The organism is Pseudomonas quebecensis (assembly GCF_026410085.1).
GTDB classification, from domain to species: Bacteria; Pseudomonadota; Gammaproteobacteria; order Pseudomonadales; family Pseudomonadaceae; genus Aquipseudomonas; species Aquipseudomonas quebecensis.
This window is the reverse complement of the sequence record NZ_CP112866.1, coordinates 2,516,041-2,538,520: the sequence shown is the minus strand read 5'-3', so window position 1 is coordinate 2,538,520 and position 22,480 is coordinate 2,516,041. Positions and strand designations below refer to the sequence as shown.

General features: G+C 62.5%; 20 protein-coding genes. 14 read left to right on the top strand and 6 right to left on the bottom strand.

Features of this window, described 5'->3' with window-relative positions:
• Positions 1-105: 105 nt before the first annotated feature.
• A complete protein-coding gene (locus OSC50_RS11845) occupies positions 106-918 on the bottom strand; it encodes a M949_RS01915 family surface polysaccharide biosynthesis protein (RefSeq protein WP_266249387.1) in 813 nt (270 codons plus the stop codon).
• Positions 919-1,227: 309 nt separating this feature from the next.
• Here OSC50_RS11845 and arnC point away from each other — a divergent pair, with 309 nt between their 5' ends.
• The 12 genes from arnC (at position 1,228) to OSC50_RS11785 (ending at position 14,272) form a co-directional block, all read left to right on the top strand.
• Positions 1,228-2,259, top strand: a complete 1,032-nt coding sequence (gene arnC / locus OSC50_RS11840; protein WP_181079435.1) for an undecaprenyl-phosphate 4-deoxy-4-formamido-L-arabinose transferase — start codon at positions 1,228-1,230, stop codon at positions 2,257-2,259.
• Complete coding sequence (gene arnA / locus OSC50_RS11835) at positions 2,256-4,247, top strand: bifunctional UDP-4-amino-4-deoxy-L-arabinose formyltransferase/UDP-glucuronic acid oxidase ArnA (protein ID WP_266249389.1); 1,992 nt, start codon at positions 2,256-2,258, stop codon at positions 4,245-4,247. Before arnC ends, arnA begins: the two co-directional genes overlap by 4 nt.
• A complete protein-coding gene (gene arnD, locus OSC50_RS11830; RefSeq protein ID WP_266249390.1) occupies positions 4,247-5,131 on the top strand; it encodes a 4-deoxy-4-formamido-L-arabinose-phosphoundecaprenol deformylase in 885 nt (294 codons plus the stop codon). The genes arnA and arnD overlap by 1 nt, the downstream gene beginning before the upstream one ends.
• Entirely contained in the window at positions 5,128-6,783 is a 1,656-nt protein-coding gene (arnT, locus tag OSC50_RS11825) for a lipid IV(A) 4-amino-4-deoxy-L-arabinosyltransferase (protein ID WP_181079431.1), read from the top strand. Before arnD ends, arnT begins: the two co-directional genes overlap by 4 nt.
• Positions 6,780-7,127, top strand: coding sequence for a 4-amino-4-deoxy-L-arabinose-phosphoundecaprenol flippase subunit ArnE (gene arnE / locus OSC50_RS11820; protein WP_266249392.1), 348 nt, complete (start codon positions 6,780-6,782; stop codon positions 7,125-7,127). Before arnT ends, arnE begins: the two co-directional genes overlap by 4 nt.
• Entirely contained in the window at positions 7,124-7,525 is a 402-nt protein-coding gene (gene arnF / locus OSC50_RS11815) for a 4-amino-4-deoxy-L-arabinose-phosphoundecaprenol flippase subunit ArnF (protein WP_253507706.1), read from the top strand. The genes arnE and arnF overlap by 4 nt, the downstream gene beginning before the upstream one ends.
• Positions 7,522-8,901, top strand: coding sequence for a UDP-glucose dehydrogenase family protein (locus tag OSC50_RS11810; protein ID WP_181079426.1), 1,380 nt, complete (start codon positions 7,522-7,524; stop codon positions 8,899-8,901). Before arnF ends, OSC50_RS11810 begins: the two co-directional genes overlap by 4 nt.
• Positions 8,902-8,904: 3 nt before the next feature.
• Positions 8,905-10,527 carry an ArnT family glycosyltransferase gene (locus OSC50_RS11805; RefSeq protein ID WP_253507709.1) on the top strand — a complete coding sequence of 541 codons (1,623 nt, stop codon included), beginning with the start codon at positions 8,905-8,907 and terminating at the stop codon, positions 10,525-10,527.
• Positions 10,528-10,733: 206 nt separating this feature from the next.
• Positions 10,734-10,967, top strand: coding sequence for a type VI secretion system contractile sheath small subunit (locus OSC50_RS11800; protein WP_370694729.1), 234 nt, complete (start codon positions 10,734-10,736; stop codon positions 10,965-10,967).
• 170 nt (positions 10,968-11,137) lie between these two features.
• Positions 11,138-11,848 (top strand): HPP family protein, encoded by a 711-nt coding sequence (locus OSC50_RS11795; protein WP_253507713.1) that lies wholly within the window; start codon positions 11,138-11,140, stop codon positions 11,846-11,848.
• A 165-nt stretch (positions 11,849-12,013) separates the two neighbouring features.
• Complete coding sequence (locus OSC50_RS11790) at positions 12,014-13,117, top strand: enoyl-CoA hydratase/isomerase family protein (protein ID WP_266249394.1); 1,104 nt, start codon at positions 12,014-12,016, stop codon at positions 13,115-13,117.
• A 3-nt stretch (positions 13,118-13,120) separates the two neighbouring features.
• Positions 13,121-14,272, top strand: coding sequence for an acyl-CoA dehydrogenase family protein (locus tag OSC50_RS11785; RefSeq protein WP_253507719.1), 1,152 nt, complete (start codon positions 13,121-13,123; stop codon positions 14,270-14,272).
• Positions 14,273-14,529: 257 nt separating this feature from the next.
• Here the strand turns inward: OSC50_RS11785 and OSC50_RS11780 are convergent, their stop codons facing one another.
• Genes OSC50_RS11780 through OSC50_RS11760 form a run of 5 tightly spaced genes read right to left on the bottom strand, consistent with a single transcriptional unit; the run spans position 14,530 to position 20,090 of the window.
• Positions 14,530-15,303, bottom strand: coding sequence for an enoyl-CoA hydratase (locus OSC50_RS11780; protein ID WP_181077644.1), 774 nt, complete (start codon positions 15,301-15,303; stop codon positions 14,530-14,532).
• An 11-nt stretch (positions 15,304-15,314) separates the two neighbouring features.
• On the bottom strand, positions 15,315-16,442 hold the full coding sequence (locus tag OSC50_RS11775) for an acyl-CoA dehydrogenase (protein WP_266249396.1): 1,128 nt from the start codon (positions 16,440-16,442) through the stop codon (positions 15,315-15,317).
• A 12-nt stretch (positions 16,443-16,454) separates the two neighbouring features.
• Entirely contained in the window at positions 16,455-17,639 is a 1,185-nt protein-coding gene (locus OSC50_RS11770; protein ID WP_181077648.1) for an acetyl-CoA C-acyltransferase, read from the bottom strand.
• A 12-nt stretch (positions 17,640-17,651) separates the two neighbouring features.
• Complete coding sequence (locus tag OSC50_RS11765; RefSeq protein ID WP_266249398.1) at positions 17,652-18,419, bottom strand: SDR family NAD(P)-dependent oxidoreductase; 768 nt, start codon at positions 18,417-18,419, stop codon at positions 17,652-17,654.
• 21 nt (positions 18,420-18,440) lie between these two features.
• Positions 18,441-20,090: an AMP-binding protein gene (locus OSC50_RS11760; protein WP_266249400.1), complete on the bottom strand. Its 1,650-nt coding sequence runs from the start codon at positions 20,088-20,090 to the stop codon at positions 18,441-18,443.
• A 241-nt stretch (positions 20,091-20,331) separates the two neighbouring features.
• Here OSC50_RS11760 and OSC50_RS11755 point away from each other — a divergent pair, with 241 nt between their 5' ends.
• Together OSC50_RS11755 and OSC50_RS11750 are read left to right on the top strand one after the other, a co-directional pair.
• Complete coding sequence (locus tag OSC50_RS11755; RefSeq protein ID WP_266249731.1) at positions 20,332-21,225, top strand: bestrophin family protein; 894 nt, start codon at positions 20,332-20,334, stop codon at positions 21,223-21,225.
• Between the two features lie 76 nt (positions 21,226-21,301).
• Positions 21,302-22,360, top strand: a complete 1,059-nt coding sequence (locus OSC50_RS11750) for a tetratricopeptide repeat protein (protein ID WP_181077656.1) — start codon at positions 21,302-21,304, stop codon at positions 22,358-22,360.
• Positions 22,361-22,480 lie beyond the last annotated feature (120 nt).

Genomic DNA, 22,480 nt, shown 5'->3' with positions numbered 1-22,480 from the left:
TAATCAGCCTTTGGATTAAATAACGCGAGCAAACCATTGTTTGTTCGAGCTATTCAGTGAATTGGCGAGGGCTGAGTCTAGCGCAGGACTCGCCCTCGCACAAAATCACGGGACGGTTTCTTCATCCTCGGTCGGCTCCGGCGGCTGGGTCTGGGCCTGGCTCCACTCGCTGTCCTGTTTTTGCATCAGCGCGAACCAGTGCTTGCGCATGTAGGGCAAGTAGGCGTCCGGCGCCTTGGCGAAATCGTCCTCATCGCGGTAACAGCCCGGCAATGGCAGCTCGGTGCCCTGCTCCTTGTACTGGCTGACCAACGCCTGCTGCGCGGCCACGCTACAGTCCTTGGGCAAGGGCATGCCACGCAATGCGCCGGCCTCTTCGTCCCACCAGGCCGCGCCGTAACGGTCGACGCCGCGCAGGCGGAATTTCTGCGACTTGCCCACGCGCATGATCAACTTGAATTCATTCGGGCTGACATCGCTGGTGCAGGTGAGCGAGTAACCGACGATGGTCTGGGTGAGGCCGTCACCGTTCAAGTCGGTAACCCGGGTGGCAGTCCGATCAAAGCGCAGGGCCGCGTCGAACTGGCAGCGCTGCACATCGTCGTAGAGCATCCATATGCGTTTGGGGCGCTTGCCGTCGATCAGGTACTGGGCCGCGTAGACAAAAGCCGTCTGGGTGCCATCGTCGTCTCGCTCATTGACCTGTTCGGCCAGCACCAGGAGGTTTTTTCCCTGCTGGTCATCCCAGGTATAGGCAGCGATCTGCTTGCCGCGCACTTCGACGCCATCCGGCACCTGGTCGATGCTGGTGAGCGCCAGGCCGTCATCGGCCCGCACTGTGGCGATACAGGCCACGCTCAATAACAACCCCATCAACACTGGCCGCAATTGGCCGCGTAAAAGCTGCACGCTATTCATCCGAGTACCCTGGCAAGAGATGGCTTACTTTACCGGCACTTGAGCGTTGATGCAGAGAAGATTGTTTATCCAGCGGGGCTAGCTGAACCCTGGCTGTCTACCTGTCAAATAAACGAGTTTTTCATCCGGCTTTCATATTCGTTCCACATTTTTCCGCTTAACCTTAAACGCAGTACTTCATGGCAATCCGTGGTTTGCCAGTTAACCTGTTGATTGTGCTCAAGCTTTAGCTGTGCGCTAAAGCGCGCCCGTCGTGCTTCGTTGCTGTTTTCACGCTCCAAGCCGCTCTAACCCCGAGGTCATGAATCTTTGAAACCCTACCCTATTCAGTGCGTGTCGATCGTTATCCCGGTCTACAACGAACAAGACAGCCTGCCTGAGCTGCTGCGCCGCACCACGGCAGCCTGCAAGCAACTGGCCTACGCATACGAAATCATCCTGGTCGATGACGGTAGCCGCGACAACTCCGCGCAATTGCTCGAGGACGCCGCCGCAGAGGATGGCAGCAACGTGGTCGCGGTGATCCTCAACCGTAATTACGGCCAACATGCGGCAATCATGGCCGGGTTCGAGCAATGCCGGGGCGATGTGGTGATCACCCTTGACGCCGACCTGCAGAACCCGCCCGAAGAAATCCCGCGCCTGGTGGAACAAGCGGCCCTGGGCTACGACGTGGTTGCCACCGTGCGCAATAATCGCCAGGACTCGGCCTTTCGCCGCTGGCCTTCGCGCCTGATCAATCTGGCCGTGCAACGCTCCACCGGCGTGGCCATGACCGACTACGGCTGCATGCTGCGCGCCTATCGCCGCACCATCGTCGATGCCATGCTGGCCTGCCGCGAGCGCAGCACCTTCATCCCGATCCTGGCCAACGGCTTTGCCCGCCACACCACCGAGATCCTGGTGCACCACGCCGAGCGCGAGCACGGCGAATCCAAATACAGCGCCATGCGCCTGATCAGCCTGATGTTCGACCTGCTGACCTGCATGACCACCACCCCGCTGCGCCTGCTGTCCATCGTCGGTTTCAGCCTGGCGGCCCTGGGCATGCTGTTCGCCTTTGCCCTGATCGTCATGCGCCTGGCCTTCGGCGCCGATTGGGCCGGTGACGGTCTGTTCGTGCTGTTTGCCGTGCTGTTCGTGTTCACCGGTGGCCAGTTCATCGGCATGGGCCTGCTGGGTGAATACCTGGGCCGTATGTACAGCGATGTGCGCGCCCGCCCGCGTTTCTTTATTGAAAAAGTGCTGCGCAACCAACCGGCGGCACCGGCACCCGTGGTCGTCGTCGACGGCCTGGCGTCTTCCCACACTTCCACTTCTTCCGATCAGGTCCAGTCATGAGTTCAAAAGCCGTTGTATTCGCGTACCACGATATTGGTTGTGCAGGCATCGAAGCGCTGCTCGCTGCCGGTTATGACATCGCTGCCGTGTTCACCCATGCCGATGACCCCAAGGAAAACAACTTCTACGGCTCCGTGGCCCAATTGTGCGCGCGTAACGGCATCCCCGTGCACGCTCCGGAAGACGCCAACCACCCGCTGTGGGTCGAGCGCATCGCCAAACTCAATCCGGACTACATTTTCTCGTTCTACTACCGCAACCTGCTGAGCGAAGCGCTGCTGGCCACCGCGAGCAAAGGCGCGTTCAACCTGCACGGCTCGCTGCTGCCCAAGTATCGCGGCCGCGCGCCTGCCAACTGGGTGCTGGTCAACGGCGAAACCGAAACCGGCGTGACCCTGCACCGCATGGTCAAACGTGCCGACGCCGGCGCGATCCTGGCTCAGCACAAAGTTGTGATCGAGCGCAGCGACACCGGCCTGACCCTGCACGCCAAGCTGCGTGACGCCGCCACCCACCTGCTGCGCGATGCGCTGCCGCAACTGGCCGCGGGCAAGCTGACTGAAACGGCCCAGGATGAAAGCCAGGCCACCTGCTTTGGTCGCCGCACGGCCGCCGACGGCAAGCTGGAGTGGAACAAACCGGCTGAAGAACTGTTCAACCTCGTGCGTGCGGTCACTCAGCCATACCCGGGCGCCTTCTGCGCCGTGGGCGAGCACAAGCTGATCGTCTGGCAGGCCGACGTGGTCAAGGGCAACGAAGGCCTGGCGCCCGGCCGCGTGATCAGCGTCAACCCGCTGCGCATCGCCTGCGGTGAAGATTCCCTGGTGATCAAGTTCGGCCAGCGCAACGACAACGGCCTGTACCTGGCCGGGCCCTCCCTGGCCAACGAATTGGGCCTGGTGGACGGCTCCGTGCTGCGTGGCGCCGAGTCCGGCCGCAAGCCACGCCGTACCCGCGTGCTGATCCTCGGTGTGAACGGCTTTATCGGTAACCACCTCTCCGAGCGCCTGCTGCGCGACGACCGTTATGAAGTCTATGGCCTGGACATCGGTTCCGACGCCATCGAGCGCCTGCGCAGCCACCCCAACTTCCATTATGTGGAAGGCGATATCAGCATCCACACCGAGTGGATCGAGTACCACATCAAGAAGTGCGACGTGGTCCTGCCGCTGGTGGCCATTGCCACGCCAATCGAATACACCCGCAACCCGCTGCGCGTGTTCGAACTGGACTTCGAGGAAAACCTCAAGCTGGTGCGCTACTGCGTCAAGTACAACAAGCGCGTGATCTTCCCGTCGACCTCCGAAGTCTATGGCATGTGCCAGGACCAGTATTTCGACGAAGACACCTCCAACCTGGTGGTCGGCCCGGTCAACAAGCAACGCTGGATCTACTCGGTTTCCAAGCAACTGCTGGACCGCGTGATCTGGGCCTACGGTGCCAAGGGCCTGAATTTCACCCTGTTCCGTCCGTTCAACTGGATGGGCCCGCGCCTCGACCGCCTGGATTCGGCGCGTATCGGCAGCTCCCGAGCAATTACCCAACTGATCCTGAACCTGGTGGAAGGCACGCCGATCCGCCTGTTCGACGGCGGCGAGCAGAAACGCTGCTTCACCGACATCGCCGACGGTATCGAAGCCCTGGCGCGCATCATCGATAACGACAATGACGCGTGCAACGGCCAGATCATCAACATCGGCAACCCGGAAAACGAAGCCAGCATTCGCCAACTGGGCGAAGAGCTGCTGCGCCAGTTCGAAGCGCACCCACTGCGCGGCAACTTCCCGCCGTTCGCCGGGTTCCGCGATGTGGAGAGCAAGGCGTTCTACGGCACCGGTTACCAGGATGTGGCGCACCGCAAGCCAAGCATCGAAAACGCCAAGCGCCTGCTGAACTGGGCACCGACCGTGGAAATGAGCGAAACCATCGGCAACACGCTGGATTTCTTCCTGCGTGAAGCGATGCTCGAACAGGCGGACAAGCACTGATGCAGGCAGGTCTTCGCATCGACGTCGATACCTACCGTGGCACCCGCGAAGGTGTGCCACGGTTGCTCGAATCCCTGGATGAAGCCGGGGTGAAAGCGACGTTCTTCTTCAGTGTCGGGCCGGACAACATGGGGCGCCACCTGTGGCGCCTGATCCGCCCGCAATTTCTGTGGAAGATGCTGCGCTCCAATGCCGCCGGCCTGTATGGCTGGGACATCCTGCTGGCGGGCACTGCCTGGCCGGGCAAGCCCATCGGCCGCGACCTGGGGCACTTGATGCGCCAGGCCAAGGCCGCCGGGCATGAAGTCGGCCTGCACGCCTGGGATCACCATGGCTGGCAGGCCAACACCGGGCGCTGGAGCGAGGCGCAGTTGATCGAGCAGATTCGACGTGGCGTGGACACCCTGAGCGACATCCTCGGCGCGCGCATCGACTGCTCAGCGGCGGCCGGCTGGCGTGCCGATGAGCGCGTCGTGCAAGCCAAACAAGGTTTCAACTTTCGCTACAACAGCGATTGCCGGGGCACTAGCCTGTTTCGGCCGACATTGGCTGACGGCAGCGCGGGTACGCCCCAAATTCCGGTGGACCTGCCGACGTTCGACGAAGTGGTCGGGCCGGTGGTCGCCGCCAAGGATTTCAATAACTTCATTCTTGACCGCTTCACGGCGTCGAAGCTCAACGTCTATACCATCCATGCAGAAGTAGAAGGGATTCTGATGGCTCAAGATTTTCGCCGGTTGCTCGCCCAGGCAGGGCAGCGCGGCATCGATTTCACACCGCTGGGCGACTTGTTGCCCACGGACCTCACCACCCTGCCCCAGCAACACCTGGTGCGCGGTGCGTTGAGTGGCCGCGAGGGTTGGCTGGGAGTGCAGCAGGCATGACGCGCCGTTGGGCATTGCCCTTGCTCCTGCTGGCGTTTGGCGTGTTTTACCTGTTACCGCTGGCCACCCACGGCCTGTGGATTCCGGATGAAACCCGCTATGCGCAGATCAGTCAGGAAATGCTGCTGACCGGCAAGTGGGCCGCGCCGCACTTTATGGGTATCCGCTATTTCGAGAAACCTGCCGCCGGTTACTGGATGATTGCGCTCGGTCAGGCCATGTTCGGGCAGAACCTGTTCGGCGTGCGTTTTGCGTCGGCCTTGAGCACCGGCTTGAGTATCCTGCTGGTTTACCTGATGGCCCGCCGGTTGTGGAACGACCCGCAGAAAAGCCTGGTCAGCACTGTGCTGTACATGAGTTTCGTCAGCGTGGCGATGCTCGGTGGCTACGCCAATCTGGACCCGCAGTTCACCTTCTGGGTCAACCTGACGGGCGTAGCCCTGTGGTTCTGCTTCGCCAGCCGCACGCCGCGTGCCAGGCTGTGGTCCTGGGCCTTGCTGGGCGTGGCCTGTGGCATGGGTTTCATGACCAAGGGCTTCCTGGCCTGGTTACTGCCGGTATTGATCGCCCTGCCCTACGCCGTCTGGCAGAAACGCTCGATGGAATTGTTCAAGTTCGGCCCAGTGGCCGTGGCTGCGGCGATGCTGGTCAGCCTGCCATGGGCCTTGACCGTGCACCTGCAAGAGCCGGATTACTGGCACTTTTTCTTTTGGCATGAGCATATCCAACGCTTTGCCGGCGAAGACGCGCAGCACGCCGAGCCGTTCTGGTATTACCTGCCCTTGCTGGTGGCGTTCACGCTGCCCTGGGTTGCCCTGCTGCCGTCCAGCCTCAAACAGGCGTGGCAGGACCGGCGCCTGCCCGACACCGCGTACTTGCTGCTGTGGCTATTGATGCCCCTGGCATTCTTCAGCCTGGCCAAAGGCAAACTGCCTGCGTACATCATGCCGTGCCTGCTGCCCCTGGCTTTGCTGATGGGCTCTACCTTGAGCGACAAACTCGCTCAAGGCCGTGACCGCGTGGTACGCATCAACGGGTGGCTGAACCTGGTGATCGGCGTGCTTGCCCTATTGGCGCTCGGTTGGTTCCAACTGAAGAAGTCAGTGTACGTACAGGGTGATGAAACCCTTAGTCTGGTGCTGGTATTCACCTGCCTCGCCGGCTGGGTCCTGGTCAACCTGCTGCAAGCGGTACGCCCGGCGACGCTGTGGGCCGCACCGCTGATCGGCAGCGGCCTGCTGGTTGCGCTGGTGCCCGCCGCATTGCCCCATTCGGTGGTTTATAACAAGACCCCGGACCAGTTCATCATCGATCATGCCGAAGAACTCAAGCCTTCCATTGCGCTGTTGAGCAACGACCTGGGCGCCTCCGCGGCGTTGTCATGGCGACTGAAACGGCCCGACATCACGCTGTACAACACCTCTGGCGAGGTGAAATACGGCCTGGCCTATGCGGACACCGCTCATCGTCTGGTCGACCGCAATCAGATCCAGGCCTGGATGGCCCAAACCCGTCGCAGCGGCCCCGTGGGCGTGGTGATGCGCGTCAATAGCCAGGGTGAGAAGGAAGAACTCGCCCTGCTGCCCGCAGACGGCCAGCGGTATGCGCAGGGCAATATCGTGATCCTGATCTTCCCGCAGGTCGCGCAATGATCACCCTGCTTCTGTTACTCAGCGCCTGCCTGCTCACCTGCATGGGCCAGGTCTCGCAGAAGTTTGCCGTGGAAAGCTGGCGAGAATTGCCCGACGGCTGGGCGCTGAAGCTACGTTCGCCGTGGCTGTGGTCGGCCCTGCTGTGCCTGGGCTTCGGACTGTTGGTATGGCTGCTCGTATTGCAGCGCCTTGAGGTGGGCATCGCTTACCCGATGCTCAGCCTGAATTTTGTCTTGGTCACCCTGGTGGCGCGCTTTGTGTTCAAAGAGCCCATCGACGCGCGGCATTGGCTGGGCGTCGCGCTGGTGATTGCCGGCGTAGTGTTGCTGGGGCGTCAGGTATGAGCCGGGCGCGCGGGTTTGCCCTGGCCTTGGGCAGCGTGGGCCTGGTCAGCGCGGCGCAGTTGGGCATGCGTTGGAGCATGACGCGTTTACCGTTGCCCCATGAATGGCTCAATGCGCAGATCGATCTTGCAGCCCTCGGGGTGGTGGTTCTGGCGATCTGTGCCTACGCCCTGTCGATGCTTTGCTGGTTGGTGGCCCTCAAGCACCTGCCGCTGGGTCGGGCCTATTCGCTGCTGAGCATCAGCTACGCGCTGGTGTACCTGCTGGCGGCCGGCCTGCCGGTGTTCAACGAACATTTTTCGCTTTCGAAAACTCTCGGGGTGGCATTTGTCATCCTGGGTGTGCTGGTTATCAACTCTCGTCGTGCTCGCTCTACAAGTCCCAGGAATGCCCCATGAAAATCAGCGTATTTGGTAGTGGTTACGTCGGCCTGGTGCAGGCCACCGTATTGGCCGAAGTCGGTCACGATGTCATCTGCATGGATGTCGATCAAAACAAGGTCAAGCTGCTGCAGCAGGGCCATGTGAGTATCTTCGAGCCGGGGCTGGCCGCCATGGTCAAGGAGAACCTCGAAAGCGGGCGATTGCACTTTACCTATGACGAGAAACTCGCCGTCGAGCACGGTGAGGTGCTCTTCATCGCGGTGGGCACGCCGTCGGATGAAGACGGTTCGGCGGATCTGAAATACGTGCTGTCGGTCGGCGATGCCGTGGCTCGCCATCGGATCGAGCCGGTCATTCTGGTGGAAAAGTCCACCGTGCCCGTGGGCACCGGCGACACCCTGCGCGCTCATATCGACAAAGCCTTGCACCTGGCCGGCCGCAGCCTGGCGTTCGATATCGTCTCCAACCCCGAATTCCTCAAGGAAGGCTCGGCGGTTGCCGACTGCCGCCGGCCGGACCGCATCATCATCGGCTGCGAGCGCGAAGAAGTGCGCGAGGTCATGCGCGATCTGTACGCACCGTTCAACCGCAACCATGACCGCATTATCTTCATGGACCTGCGCAGCGCCGAGCTGACCAAATACGCCGCCAACTGCATGCTGGCCACCAAGATCAGCTTTATCAACCAGATCGCCGAGCTGGCCGAACACTTGGGCGCCGACATTGAAGCCGTGCGCCTGGGCATCGGCGCCGATTCGCGCATCGGCTACCACTTTATCTATCCCGGTTGCGGCTATGGAGGCTCGTGCTTCCCCAAAGACATGCGCGCGCTGATCCACAGTGCCAAGCAGGCCAACTGCTCCAGCGACCTGCTGGAAGCCGTCGAAGCGATCAACCAGCGTCAGAAGAGCAAGCTGTTCGAGCGTATCAACGCGTTCTTCAAAGGCAACCTGCGCGGCAAGACCTTCGCCCTGTGGGGCCTGGCCTTCAAACCCAACACCGATGACATGCGCGACGCCCCCAGCCGCGTATTGATGGAAGCCCTGTGGGACGCCGGGGCCGACGTGCGCGCCTTCGACCCCGAGGCCATGCAGGAAACCCAGCGCATCTATGCCGATGAGACACGCCTGATGCTGATGGGCACGCCTGAATCCACCCTGGTGGGCGCCGATGCGCTGATCGTGTGCACCGAGTGGCAGCAATTCAAGGCGCCGGACTTCGACCTGATCCACCAGCGCCTGAAAACGCCGGTGATTTTCGACGGCCGCAACCTCTACGACGGTGAGCGCCTGGCGCGCAAAGGCTTCCAATACTTCCCGATGGGCCGTGGCGACTCCTGCCAATTGCCGATTCCCCAGCAACAGTGGGTGCCGCAGGTCGTGGAAGCCTGAGACGTGAACAAAACCCGATCGCCCCTGCTCAATGCCACGGTTCGCCGCCAATCCCTGGTGTTGGGGCTGTTGGGCCTGCTGTTGTTCATTGCCGGTAACTGGAACCAGGCGATCATCGGTTTCGATTCGCGCTTTGTGGTGTTTGCCCAGGAAATGCTGCGGCATGGGCCGAGCTTTTTTCCCACCACCTATGGCCAGCCCTACGCCGATTACCTGGCGACGTCGACGCTGCTCACGTGGCTGCTGTCGTTGCCGCTGGGACACGTCAGCAGCTTTACCGCCTGGCTGCCCACGGCGATGGCCTCGGCGCTGATCGTGACCCTGATCTATCGCTTGACCGCCCCGTACTCCCAACGTTGGGGTTTGCTGAGCGTTGCGCTGTTGCTGCTCAGCAGCACCTTTATCAGCGAAACCCGCGCGGTGTCCCTGGACCAGATGCTCGCCGCAGTCACATTGGCAGTGTTCTACCTCGGTTACGCCCATGATCACTTCGACGCGGGCAAGCGCCTGCACTGGGTGTACCTGCTTTTGATCGTGGGGTTTGCAGTGCGCGGGCCGATCGGCCTGGTGGTGCCCACAGGCGTACTCTGCAGTTACTACCTGATCAATCGCCAATGGCGTCAGCTGTTCAGCTTTGGCTTTCTGGCGCTGGCGTTGCTGGTGGCCTGCGTGGGCCTGTTGCTGTTGCTGGCCAAGCTCAGCGGCGGCGAGACCTTCATGCAGGACGTGATCCGCATGCAGTTTCTGGGGCGCATGGATGGCAGCGAAGGGTCCAGCGGTGCGTTGTATTACTTCTCCAGCTCGCTGGGCAATTACGCCCTGGCCTACCCGATGGCATGGCTGGTACTGCTGGCGGTAGCCCTGGGCGGGAGGCAGACGCCGCAGCCGGGCTTGAAACTGGTGGGTTATTGCGCTGCCGCCGCCCTGCTGGTGCTGCTGGGCTTGTCGATTCCCCAGGCGAAAAAGGCGCGCTACGTGCTGCCTATGTTGCCCATGGCGGCGATTATCGCGGCGTACCCTTTTTACGTGACCCAAGGGCGGGCGTTTGCCTGGTTGCGGGGCTTCATGCTGGGTCTCTGGACGCTGTTGCCCGTGCTGCTGATCGCCGGGCTGGTGTTCATGCGTGCGCGCTACCCCGAGCCATTGGGCCATCTGATGCCGATAATCAGCTTACTGGCGGCATTGCAGGTGCTGGCGGTGCTGGGCTTGCTCAAGGCGCGCCTGCGCGCGACGGGTCCGGCACTGACCGCCGTACTGGCGGTGTGGGCCACATATATCCTGGTGGTCGAGCCGTTGGAGCGCAGCCTCTACGACACTCGCACCTTTACCCTCCAGGTGCACGAGCAGGTGATGCAAGCGCGTGCGCCGGTGGTATTGCACGGCCTGGGCAAAGACGCCAAAGCGATCAAGTACATGGTTAACCTCGATTGCGACCAAGTGCCATTGTTTACCCAGCAAGCCTCCGACCTGGCGCCGCTGCAGGGGCCGGCCTGGCTGGTGATGAGCCAGGCGGACTTCGAAGGGTTGCAGGACCCGCGTTTTCGCGGTCTTACCCCGACGCTCACCGGGGAGTTCGACCGCAACCCTTATGTGCTGCTGCACCTGAGTAAACCGTCGGCATTGTGAATCTTTACACAAAGGCCGCGAGTGCAGAAACGTCCTACGCAGCTATGCGTAATGACTGCTGTCTTTTCCCTTTCCCGCGCCTGAAACGCGACTGTAAACTCCGTGACCAATGGCGGTAATCATTTACCGCCACAGGCCATGGATAACAACAAGGACGCTATGGGCCGCAACCACTGCCGTGGTTTACTTCATGAGAGGAAAATGCCGTGCCATACGATATTTGCAATGAACTGCATGTCGGCCCCCTGCCCGTGCCGCCCCTGGATCGACTGATGGAACTGCGCGACGCCCTCGTCGCCCTCAAAGGCCCTCTGGCCAGTGAACCCGCCCTGCAGGAATGTCTGCGCAAACGGCTCTTCAACGAAGAAACCGACAGCCGCGTACTGGGTGAACGCAATACGCCGCTGGCCAGTGTCATCTGTTCGATTCCGTTCGGCTGACACCGCTTCAATCCAATTTTTTTGTATTTAACCCTCATTAATATGCATTGGCGCTGAACGAAGCCCCACGGCACACTGCTCGCGTTCCTGCCCAGCGGCAGGAGCGTCCAAAGACTTTTCCGGGTGACCAGACGAGTCTTTTTTTTGCCCGCCGTTTATGGATCTCATCAATGCTTGCTCGCTGGTTCCCCGCTGCTATCAACACCCGCCCTTCGGAATGGAGCCGCGCCGCCATCGGCATGGCGCTGGGCACCCTGTTCAGTGTCTGGCTGTGCGCCCAAGTCTTTGGCATGGATGTCGCGTTGCACCTGCTCGGCCCGTTGGGGGCGTCAGCGGTGCTGCTGTTCGCCGTGTCGTCCGGTGCGTTGGCGCAACCCTGGTCGATCATCGGCAGTTACCTGTGCGCCGGCGTGGTCGCTTTATTAGTAGCCAGGGTACTGGGCCGCACCCTCGGCGGCGCCTGCCTGGCGGCCGGCATGAGCGTGGTGCTGATGTGCTGGTTGCGCTGCCTGCACCCGCCGGCGGGTGGCCTGGCCATGACGCTGGTGCTGGCGGATCCGGCCTCTGCGGCACTTGGCTGGCAGGAGCTCGGCGCGGTGCTGATGGGCGCCGGTGCCTTGCTCTGCTGCGCGCTGGCCTACAATAACGCCACGCGCACGCGTTATCCCAAGGGTGCGGTGGAGGCACCCGCAGCGATCCTGCCCGACCCGAATGCCACACGCGATGCCGCCGTCACCGCTGCCGACCTGAAGCTGGCACTGGCTGAAATGGAGCAATTCTATGACGTGGCTCCCACCGAGCTGGAGCAGTTGATTCACGCTGCGCAAGTTCACGCACGGCGCCGCAGCATCGGCCAGGTACTGGCCAGCCGTGTGCCCTGACGGGCATAACGTCGGGCGGGCTGTCCCGCCCTCCCGGCGTGTGCATAAATGCAGGAACGACCTGCAGGATTCACGGTTGTACTGGGCAAATTTGCGCTGGTAGGATCGCGGGATGGTCCGTCTGCGGACCTCTTGATAAAGAACAATAAAAGCAGGGAGTTAGAGATGACTGCTCAGGTTTCATCCGAAGCAAGCCGGGCTGATGCGCCTCAGGACGAGGTGCTCGCCGAGGTTCGTAACCATATCGGGCACCTTACCCTCAACCGTCCCGCCGGTCTCAATGCCATTACCCTCGACATGGTCCGCCACATGACCCGGCAATTGCAGGCCTGGGCGGACGATCCCGAGGTCCATGCCGTGGTCCTGCGCGGCGCTGGCGACAAAGCCTTCTGTGCCGGCGGCGATATTCGCTCCCTCTACGCCAGTTTCAAAAGCGGCGACACCCTGCACCAGGATTTTTTCGTCGAAGAATATGCGCTCGACCTGGCCATCCACCATTACCGCAAACCGGTGTTGGCCTTAATGGATGGCTTTGTGTTGGGCGGCGGCATGGGGCTGGTGCAAGGCGCAGACCTGCGCGTAGTCACCGAGCGCAGCCGCCTGGCAATGCCGGAGGTGGCGATCGGTTACTTCCCGGATGTGGGCGGCAGCTACTTTCTGCCGCGTATTCCCGGGGAGCTGGGCATTTACCTCGGCGTGACCGGGGTGCAGATCCGCGCGGCGGATGCACTCTACTGCGGCCTGGCAAATTGGTACCTGGACAGCGCCAGGCTTGCCGAGCTCGACCAGAAACTCGACCGCCTGCAATGGCATGACGCGCCGCTCAAAGACCTGCAAGGCGTGTTAGCCAAGCTTGCCGTGCAACGGCTGCCGGACGCGCCGCTGGCGGCGCTGCGTCCGGCCATTGACCATTTCTTCGCCCTGCCCGATATCCCAAGCATCGTCGAGCAATTGCAGGCCGTCACCGTGGCCGACAGCCACGAGTGGGCGTTGAACACCGTGCACCTGATGCAGACCCGTTCCCCCCTGGCCATGGCCGTAACCCTGCAGATGCTGCGCCGTGGCCGCCGTCTGCGGTTGGAACAATGCTTCGCGCTGGAGTTGCACCTGGACCGTCAGTGGTTCGAGCGTGGCGACCTGATCGAGGGCGTGCGTGCCCTGATCATCGATAAGGACAAGTCCCCGCGCTGGCATCCGCCGACGCTCCAGGCGTTGGATGCCGCGCATGTCGACAGCTTCTTCCACGACTTCGAGCAGGTTGCGAAATAACTCATGCAAGACATTGAATACACAGAAGAGCAAGTGATGATCCGCGACATGGCGCGCGACTTTGCCCGCGGTGAAATCGCCCCCCACGCCCAGGCCTGGGAGAAAGCCGGCTGGATCGACGATGGCCTCGTGGCGAAAATGGGCGAATTGGGCCTGCTCGGCATGGTCGTGCCCGAAGAATGGGGCGGCACCTACGTCGATTACGTGGCCTACGCCCTGGCCGTGGAAGAGATATCGGCAGGGGATGGCGCCACTGGCGCACTGATGAGTATTCACAATTCAGTGGGTTGCGGGCCGATCCTCAACTACGGCAGCGAGCAGCAGAAACAAACCTGGCTCGCCCAACTGGCCAGCGGCCAGGCGATTGGCTGCTTTTGCCTGACCGAACCCCAGGCCGGCTCGGAAGCGCACAACCTGCGTACCCGTGCCGAGCTGCGCGACGGCCAATGGGTGATCAATGGCGCCAAGCAATTCGTCAGCAACGGCAAGCGGGCCAAATTGGCCATCGTGTTTGCGGTGACCGACCCGGCGCTGGGCAAAAAAGGCATTTCCGCGTTCCTGGTGCCTACCGACACGCCGGGCTTCGTGGTGGACCGCACCGAGCACAAAATGGGCATACGCGCCTCCGATACCTGCGCCGTCACCCTCAACCACTGCAGCGTGCCCGAAGCCAACCTGCTCGGCGAGCGCGGCAAAGGCCTGGCCATTGCGTTGTCCAACCTCGAAGGCGGCCGTATCGGCATCGCCGCCCAGGCCCTGGGCATCGCCCGTGCGGCATTCGAAGCGGCGCTGACTTACGCCCGTGAGCGCGTGCAGTTCGACAAGGCAATTATCGAGCACCAGAGCGTGGCCAATCTGCTGGCGGACATGCAGACCCGCCTCAACGCCGCGCGCCTGTTGATCCTGCACGCCGCGCGCCTGCGAAGCGCCGGCAAGCCCTGCCTGTCGGAAGCGTCCCAGGCCAAGCTATTCGCCTCGGAAATGGCCGAAAAGGTCTGTTCCCAGGCCATGCAGATCCACGGCGGGTACGGTTACCTGGAGGATTACCCGGTGGAGCGCTACTACCGGGATGCGCGAATCACGCAGATTTATGAAGGGACCAGTGAGATTCAACGGATGGTCATCGCCCGCGAACTGAAAAACTACCCGTTCTAAATACGCCATGTGGGAGGGGGCAAGCCCCAATGCCAGTCAGTTAAGGAGGAACACTGTAACTGTGGCGAGCGGGCTTGCCCCGCGTTGGGCTGCGCAGCAGCCCCAATAGGAGCGTCGCAGTATGCCAGGCAGCTCCGAGACTATGTTTTGGGGCTGCTTCGCAGCCCAACGCGGGACAAGCCCGCTCGCCACAGGTTACTGGTTGCCCGTTCCGTCTCTTAACTGACCGGCATTGGGGCAAGCCCCCTCCCACATTTTTACTGGTCCTTGAATTGCGGCGCGCGTTTGGCCACAAATGCCGCCATGCCTTCCTTCTGATCCTGCGTCGCGAAGGCCGCATGGAATACCCGTCGCTCAAAGCGCACGCCTTCGGACAGGCTCACTTCGAATGCACGGTTCACGCTTTCCTTGACCATCATGCTGATCGGCACCGATTTGCCCGCAATCAGCGTCGCGACTTTCAAGGCCTCATCCAGCAAATCGTCGGCCGGCACGATACGTGCGACGATGCCACAGCGCTCGGCCTCCACTGCATCGATAAAACGCCCGGTCAGGCACATTTCCATGGCCTTGGCCTTGCCCACCGCGCGGGTCAGGCGTTGAGTACCACCCATGCCCGGCAGCACTCCCAGATTGATTTCCGGCTGGCCGAACTTGGCACCGTCGCCGGCCAGGATAAAGTCGCACATCAACGCCAGCTCACAGCCACCACCCAGGGCAAAGCCGTTAACGGCGGCGATGATCGGCTTGCGGCGGTTGGCCACGCGGTCGCTGTCGCTGAACAGGTCGTCCATATAAATCTGCGGGTAGGTCAGCTCGGCCATTTCCTTGATATCGGCGCCGGCGGCGAAGGCCTTTTTCGAACCGGTCAGCACGATGCAGCCGATTTCCGGATTGGCTTCCAGGCCATCCAGGGCCTGGTTCAACTCGCTTACCAACTGTGCGTTCAGCGCGTTCAGCGCCTGCGGGCGGTTCAGGGTGATCAAACCGACCCGGCCTTGAACCTCAAGCAAAATAGTCTCGTAACTCATGTATCGGCTCCTTAAAGATTGCGTGAGATGACCATGCGTTGAATATCGCTGGTGCCTTCGTAAATCTGGCAGACCCGCACATCGCGATAGATGCGCTCCAGGGGAAAGTCGCTCAGGTAACCGTAACCGCCGAGGGTTTGCAAGGCGGCCGAACAGACTTTCTCAGCCATTTCCGAGGCGAACAGCTTGGCCATCGAGGCCTCCACCAGCGCCGGCTTGCCGCTGTCACGCAGGGCGGCGGCGTAATGCACCATCTGCCGCGCCACCGCGATCTGCGTGGCCATGTCCGCCAGGCGAAACGCTACGGCCTGATGCTCGATCAGCGCCTTGCCGAAGCTTTCGCGCTCGCGGGCATAGTCGCGGGCCGCCTCAAACGCAGCGCGGGCCATGCCCACCGCTTGTGCGGCGATACCTACGCGGCCGCCTTCAAGATTGGCCAGGGCGATTTTATAGCCCTCGCCCTCCTCCCCCAGGCGATTGGCCAGCGGCACCTTCAGGTCTTCGAACAGAATCTGGCAGGTGTCGGAAGCATGCTGGCCGAGCTTGTCCTCGACTCGCGCCACGCTGTAGCCCGGTGAGTCCGTCGGCACGATAAACGCGCTGATGCCACGCTTGCCCGCCGCCGGGTCGGTTACGGCAAACACAATCACCACCCCGGCGTTCTGCCCGGAGGTGATGAACTGTTTGCAGCCATTGAGCACGTAGTGATCGCCCTCCAGGCGCGCGCGGGTTTTCAGGCTGCTGGCATCCGAGCCGGCCTGGGGTTCGGTCAGGGCGAACGCGCCGAGCATGGCGCCGCTGGCCAGAGGCGCGAGGAACCGGGCCTTTTGCTGATCGTTGCCGAACTTGAGGATCGGCACGCAGCCCACCGAGTTATGCACGCTCATGATGGTGGAACAGGCGCCGTCACCGGCGGCGATTTCTTCCAGGGCCATGGCGTAGGCCAGGTAACCGGTGTCGCAACCGCCCCACTGTTCCGGCACCAGCATGCCGAAAAAGCCCAACTCGGCCATCTCGCCGATGGCTTCTTTGGGAAAGCGGTGCTCGCGGTCCCACTCGGCGGCGAAGGGTTTGAGGCGTTCCTGGGCAAATTGCCGGGCCGCATCGCTGATTTGCAGGTGTTCGTCATTGGGCAGCATGGTGCAGAGTCCTTAATACAGGCATTCGACGGCCATGGCCGTGGCTTCGCCACCGCCGATGCAGATAGCGGCCACGCCGCGCTTGAGGCCTTTTTGGCGCAGGGCTGCGAGCAGGGTCACGAGGATGCGCGCGCCGGACGCGCCGATCGGGTGCCCCAACGCGCAGGCACCACCGTGGATATTGACCTTGGCATGCGCAATCTGCAGCTTGCTCATGGTCACCAGGGTCACCACGGCAAAGGCTTCGTTGATTTCAAACAGATCGACTTCGTCCAGAGTCCAGCCAGTCTTGCTCATCAGCTTGCGAATCGCCCCCACCGGCGCCACCGGGAACAACCCAGGCTCATCGGCAAAGGCCGCGTGCCCGTGGATCACCGCCAACGGCTTGAGGCCACGCTTGAGCGCCTCGGACTCGCGCATCAGCATTAACGCCGCCGCGCCGTCGGAGATCGAGCTGGAGTTGGCCGCCGTCACCGTGCCGCCTTCGCGGAACGCCGGTTTCAACTGGGCGATCTTGTCCAATTTGGCCTTCGGCGGTTGCTCGTCGTGCAGGATGGTTTTCTGTTCCTTGCCCACCGTGACCTGGACCGGCACGATCTCGGCGGCAAAGTGCCCGTGGCTGATCGCCTCCTGGGCGCGGCCCAGGGACGCGATGGCGAAGGCGTCCTGGGCTTCACGGGTAAAGCCGTTATGCAGGGCGCACTCTTCGGCGAAGGTGCCCATCAGGCGGCCTTTGTCGTAGGCATCCTCCAGGCCGTCGAGGAACATATGGTCGAGCACACGGCCATGGCCCATGCGGTAACCGCTGCGGGCGCGGTCCAGCAGATACGGCGCGTTGGACATGCTCTCCATGCCCCCCGCGATCACCACGTCGACGCTGCCGGCCGCCAGCGAGTCGTGGGCTAGGATGGTCGCCTCCATGCCCGAGCCGCACATCTTGTTGAGGGTGGTGCAGCGAGTGCCCTTGTCCAGCCCGGCGCCCAGTGCCGCCTGGCGCGCCGGCGCCTGACCGAGGCCGGCGGGCAGCACGCAACCGAACAGCACTTCATCCACGGCATCGGTGGCGATGCCGGCGCGCTCGACCACTGCGCGAATCGCCGCAGAGCCCAGCTGCGGCGCGGTCAGGCCCTTGAGGTCGCCCTGAAACCCGCCCATGGGCGTACGTGCGGCGCTGACAATCACAATCGGATCGTTCATCGGTTGTCCTCCTTACTTGGCCGCCATGCGCAAGGCGCCGTCGAGACGGATCACCTCGCCATTGAGCATGCTGTTTTCAATGATGTGCCGCACCAGCGCGGCGTATTCGGCGGGTTTGCCCAGGCGCGGCGGGAATGGCACGCCGGCGGCCAGGGAGTCGCGTACTTCGGGGGGCATGCCGGCCATCATAGGGGTCTCGAAGATGCCGGGGGCGATGGTCATCACACGGATGCCAAAGCGTGCCAGTTCTCGGGCGGCGGGCAAGGTGAGGCTGGCAATCGCGCCTTTGGACGCCGCGTATGCAGCCTGGCCGATCTGCCCGTCGAATGCGGCGACCGACGCGGTATTAATGATCACGCCGCGCTCGCCCTCGGCATTGGCCTCGGTTTCAGCGATGGCCGCCGCCGCCAGGCGCAGCAGGTTGAAGCTGCCGATCAGGTTGACGTTGATGACCTGCGCAAAACTCGCCAGCCCATGAGGGCCGTTCTTGCCGAGGATCTTCTCGCCACGCACCACACCGGCGCAATTGACCAGCCCGTGCAGTCCGCCAAACGCCGCCACCGTGGCCTGCACCGCCGCTTCAGCCGCCGCTTCCTGGCTGATATCGGCGACCGTGCTGCGGGCGTTGTCGCCCAAGTGCCGGGCCTTGGCCGCCACGGCGTCGGCGTTCAAATCCACCAGCATCACCTTGGCGCCGGCACCGACCAACATGTCGGCGGTGGCCGCGCCGAGGCCCGAAGCGCCGCCGCTGACCAGGAATACCTTGTTTTCAATCTGCATCGTTGTGTCCTTAAAAAGGGATCACGCCACCGCTGCTTGAGCTTTGGCGATTTCCTGATTACGCAAGATAAAACGTTGCAACTTGCCGCTGGGGGTCTTGGGCAAGTCACTGACGAATTCGATTTCCCGTGGATAGGCATGCGCGGCCAGGCGCTGGCGCACATGCAGGCGCAGTTCTTCGGCCAGTTCCGGCGTGGCGCGGTATTGCTCGTTGATCACCACGAACGCTTTGACCAACTCGGTGCGCTCCGGGTCGGGTTTGCCGACCACCGCCGCCTCGATCACCGCCGGGTGCTCGACCAGTGCACTTTCCACGTCGAACGGGCCCACGCGATAACCGGAAGTGGTAATCACGTCGTCACTGCGTCCGACAAAACTGATGCTGCCGTCCGGGTTCAGCTCCACGGTGTCGCCGCTGAGGTAGTACTTGCCGACAAAGGCCTTGGTCTTGACGCCTTCGTAGCCGGCAAACCAGCACATCGGCGACTGCTCGCGGTCGATGGCCAGGATGCCGGGCTGGCCGGCGGGTAATTCCTGGTACGCCTCGTCCAGCACCACGATACGGTGCCCCGGCGACGCGAACCCGGCGGAGCCGACGTGCACCGGATGAGCCAGGCCATGGTGATTGCACAGCACCATGCCCAACTCGGTCTGGCCATAGTGGTCGTGGATGGTCACGCCGAGGTTGTCGGCGAACCAGCGGATCACCTCCGGGTTCAGCGGCTCGCCGGCACTGCTGACAATGCGCAGTTTGCCCTTGATCGAACGGGCGAACTGCTCGCCGCCGGCAATCAGCAAACGGTAGGCGGTGGGAGAACCGGTGAGGTTGGTGATCCCGTATTTGTTGATCACCCGGCAGGTACTCTCCAGGGTGAACGGGCCGTCGTAGAAGGTAATCGGGTGGCCCATGGACAGCGGCCCGGTCACGCCGAAATAGATGCCGTAGGCCCAGCCCGGATCGGCGACGTTCCAGAACGCGTCTTCGGGCCGCAGGTCGACGGCGTCGCGGGTGTAGCTCTGGAATGCGACAATCGCCTTGAGCGGCACCGACAGTGCTTTGGACGGGCCGGTGGTGCCCGAGGTAAACATCAGCAGGAACGGTTCCTCCGCGCTCAGCAGCACCGGCTCGCAGAGGTTGGAATACGTGGGGAGCTCGGCCCAGAAACTGAAGTCGCCGCGCACGATGCCTTCGCCCTTGGGGCCGGCGACCGTGACGATAAGTGGGCAACCCTGCACCTCGGCGAGCTTGGGCCGGTTAACCGCGTCGGTGACCACCAGCGCCGCGCCGGAGCTGTTCAAACGGTGTTCAATGGCCTTGGGGCCGAACGCGGTGAACAGCGGCTGGTACACCGCGCCGATGCGCCAGGTGGCCAGCACCACCACCAGCAACTCCGCCGTGCGTGGCAGCAGTCCGGCGACCTTGTCGCCGCGCTTCACACCTTGGGCGAGGAGGAAATTGGCGAAGCGTGCCGCCTGGTCCTGCAGGTCGGTAAAAGTGACGGTGGCGCTGCGCCCGTCCTTGCCCTCCCAGAACAGCGCGATGCGCCCCGGCAACGCGTAACGGTCGCAGCATTCGACGCAGGCGTTCAGGCCCTGCAGGCTGCCGGCCAGAGTGGCCTCGACGGTGTGCGGATAATCAAATTCGGTGGTGGCGGCCAAATAGTCACGCATCGCTTGGAATCCTTCGGTCGTTTTTATTTTCAGGACGTTTTTTTACGACAAGCACCGCGGAAATAGTCGCTCCAGCGCGCTTCACCAGCAATGGTCAAAGCTTTCAACATGGCTGACTGTTTTGGCCAATGCCGCGTTTGATCATAGACCGCGCCGATGAAGCGGTCGGCCCAAGCGATTGGACGCCCTGCCCGTCAGCTTCTACCCTGACGAGCTGCGCCACCTGAGAAGCTCCCGCCCGATGATCGTGCGTCCCAAGCCCAACCTGCTGGGTATCCTGTTTTCCCTCAAGGGGTCGATTGCCAAGCGCATTGCCTTGCGCAGCCTGCTGGTGACGTTGCTCGCGTCGGTGATCGTGCTGGTGGAAACCCTGCACCCGGCGTACTTCTCCAAGGTCAATGCCACCCCCTTCACCTTGCTCGGGCTGTCGCTGTCGATCTTCATGAGTTTTCGCAACAACGCCTGCTACGACCGCTGGTGGGAAGGCCGCAAGCAACTGGGTCAGATGGTGATCGAAGTGCGCTCGCTGATTCGGCAAACCCAGGTGCTGACCGATACGTCCGAGCGAGCGCACGTGTTGCGCGCTGTGTGTGGCTTCGCCCACGGCTTGATCGCGCGTCTGCGCCATGAAGACGAAGCCTCGGCCATACAACCGTGGACGCAGGCGCAGGCCGACCACCCGAACCTGCCCGATCAAGTGCTGCAGCAGGTGGGCGCGCGCTTCAGCGAACTGGCCGGGCGCGGCGCAATCAGCGAATGGCGCTACACCCAGTGGGAAACTCGCCTGGTCAGCCTGAGCCAGGTGCAGGCCGCGTGTGAGCGGATCAAGCACACGCCGCTGCCCTTCCCTTACACGCTGCTGCTGCACCGCACCATCTACCTGTTCTGCATCCTGCTGCCCTTCGCCATGGCCGAACCCCTCGGCTGGCTGACGCCGGTATTCACCGCCATTGTCAGCTACACCTTTTTCGGCCTCGACGAAATCGGCGATGACCTGGAAGACCCGTTTGGCTTTGACGAGAACGATCTGCCCTGCAACGCGATCCTGCGCACCCTGGAGCGCGAGGTGCTGGCCGCCCTCGGTGTGACGCAGCTGCCGCCGGCCTTGGAGCCGGTGGAATACGTGCTCACCTGATGCGGGTTTGACACCTGCCGTGGTCTGGTCGAAGCTTGCGGCTTTAAACGAGCTGCCCACGCTTTCGGACGCCTGCATGTCAAAGTCACGCCGTTACGCCCTCGTCGGCCTGTGCGCCCTGTTGTTTATCGGACTGATCATTGGGTATTTCACCCACACCCCCCAAGTGGCTGTGCCGCCTGCCATTGCCAAAGGCTATTCGAAAGCGTTGAAACAGGCGCATAACGGCGAGCCCGGCGCAGCGCGCGTGCTGTACCAGCAACTCGCACGCCCGGACCTGTCGCCGGAACGCCGTGCCGCGTTGCATGCCGAATTGCCCAACTACCCCAGCCCCCAGGCGCTGAAGCTGGCGGATAAGGACCTGGCTCACGAGGCACCGCTGGTGCGCGAGGCGGCGATCCACAGCATCGTCGGCCTGGTGCCCAGCGGCCAGCGCACCCTGTTGCTCGGTCCGCTGCTGGATGACCCGGAGCAACGCGTTCGTTTTGCCGCCGCCAATGCCCTGCTCGGCCTGTCGCCCGACGCCCTGGGCCTGTATTTCGGCCCGCTGCAACAGGTGCTGGACGAATACGTCAAACACCTTAAGGCCCAGCCCGAAACCGCTGAAGGCTGGATTCAATTGGCGCGCCTGTACATCCACAGCGCGCTGCTGCCCGAGGCGCAGAATGCGCTGGAACAGGCCACACGCCTGCAGCCGGACAATCTGCCGGCGGTGGTGGCGCAGATCGAGTTGCTCGACAAACAGGGCAAGACCGACGAATCGCGGCAACTGTTGGCCCGGCAATTGGCGGCGCATCCGGAGTCGGCTTACCTGCAGCACGCCCTCGGCCTGTGGCTGCTGCACCATGGCGAGCGCACGTATGCGTTGCTCGGCCTGTCCAAAGCGGTAGAGCTGGAACCGGATAATCAGGATTACCGCTACGACCTGGCCACCACTCTGCACGCCCAGCAGGAACTGGAAGCTGCCCAGCGCCAGTTGGAAGAAATCGTCCAGCGCCACCCGGCCAACCGCAAGGCGCGCGTGTTGCTGATCAACTACTGGAAAGAGAGCGGCCAGTTGCAGAACGTGCAGGTATTGCTGGCCCAGCTCGAACAACAGAACCCGGATGACCCGGCGCTGCAGCAAGGCCTGTAAGGCTTATACAAAAAGTTGGAAAAAAAGCCGCAGTCGCGCACAAACCCGCGCAAAACGTTGAACCCCCGCAACAGCCAACGGTCAAGTGCTTAAGGCGCGCCCGAACGGGTGCGCACATCT

Bases quoted from the DNA above. Each gene is read 5' to 3' on its own strand.
- arnF (WP_253507706.1), top strand. From the start codon at position 7,124: ATGAGCCGGGCGCGCGGGTTTGCCCTGGCCTTGGGCAGCGTGGGCCTG.
- OSC50_RS11755 (WP_266249731.1), top strand. From the start codon at position 20,332: ATGATCGTGCGTCCCAAGCCCAACCTGCTGGGTATCCTGTTTTCCCTC.
- OSC50_RS11790 (WP_266249394.1), top strand. From the start codon at position 12,014: ATGACTGCTCAGGTTTCATCCGAAGCAAGCCGGGCTGATGCGCCTCAG.
- OSC50_RS11795 (WP_253507713.1), top strand. From the start codon at position 11,138: ATGCTTGCTCGCTGGTTCCCCGCTGCTATCAACACCCGCCCTTCGGAA.
- OSC50_RS11810 (WP_181079426.1), top strand. From the start codon at position 7,522: ATGAAAATCAGCGTATTTGGTAGTGGTTACGTCGGCCTGGTGCAGGCC.
- arnE (WP_266249392.1), top strand. From the start codon at position 6,780: ATGATCACCCTGCTTCTGTTACTCAGCGCCTGCCTGCTCACCTGCATG.
- OSC50_RS11750 (WP_181077656.1), top strand. From the start codon at position 21,302: ATGTCAAAGTCACGCCGTTACGCCCTCGTCGGCCTGTGCGCCCTGTTG.
- OSC50_RS11770 (WP_181077648.1), bottom strand. From the start codon at position 17,639: ATGAACGATCCGATTGTGATTGTCAGCGCCGCACGTACGCCCATGGGC.
- arnA (WP_266249389.1), top strand. From the start codon at position 2,256: ATGAGTTCAAAAGCCGTTGTATTCGCGTACCACGATATTGGTTGTGCA.
- arnT (WP_181079431.1), top strand. From the start codon at position 5,128: ATGACGCGCCGTTGGGCATTGCCCTTGCTCCTGCTGGCGTTTGGCGTG.
- OSC50_RS11765 (WP_266249398.1), bottom strand. From the start codon at position 18,419: ATGCAGATTGAAAACAAGGTATTCCTGGTCAGCGGCGGCGCTTCGGGC.
- OSC50_RS11785 (WP_253507719.1), top strand. From the start codon at position 13,121: ATGCAAGACATTGAATACACAGAAGAGCAAGTGATGATCCGCGACATG.
- arnD (WP_266249390.1), top strand. From the start codon at position 4,247: ATGCAGGCAGGTCTTCGCATCGACGTCGATACCTACCGTGGCACCCGC.
- OSC50_RS11845 (WP_266249387.1), bottom strand. From the start codon at position 918: ATGAATAGCGTGCAGCTTTTACGCGGCCAATTGCGGCCAGTGTTGATG.
- OSC50_RS11775 (WP_266249396.1), bottom strand. From the start codon at position 16,442: ATGCTGCCCAATGACGAACACCTGCAAATCAGCGATGCGGCCCGGCAA.
- OSC50_RS11780 (WP_181077644.1), bottom strand. From the start codon at position 15,303: ATGAGTTACGAGACTATTTTGCTTGAGGTTCAAGGCCGGGTCGGTTTG.
- OSC50_RS11760 (WP_266249400.1), bottom strand. From the start codon at position 20,090: ATGCGTGACTATTTGGCCGCCACCACCGAATTTGATTATCCGCACACC.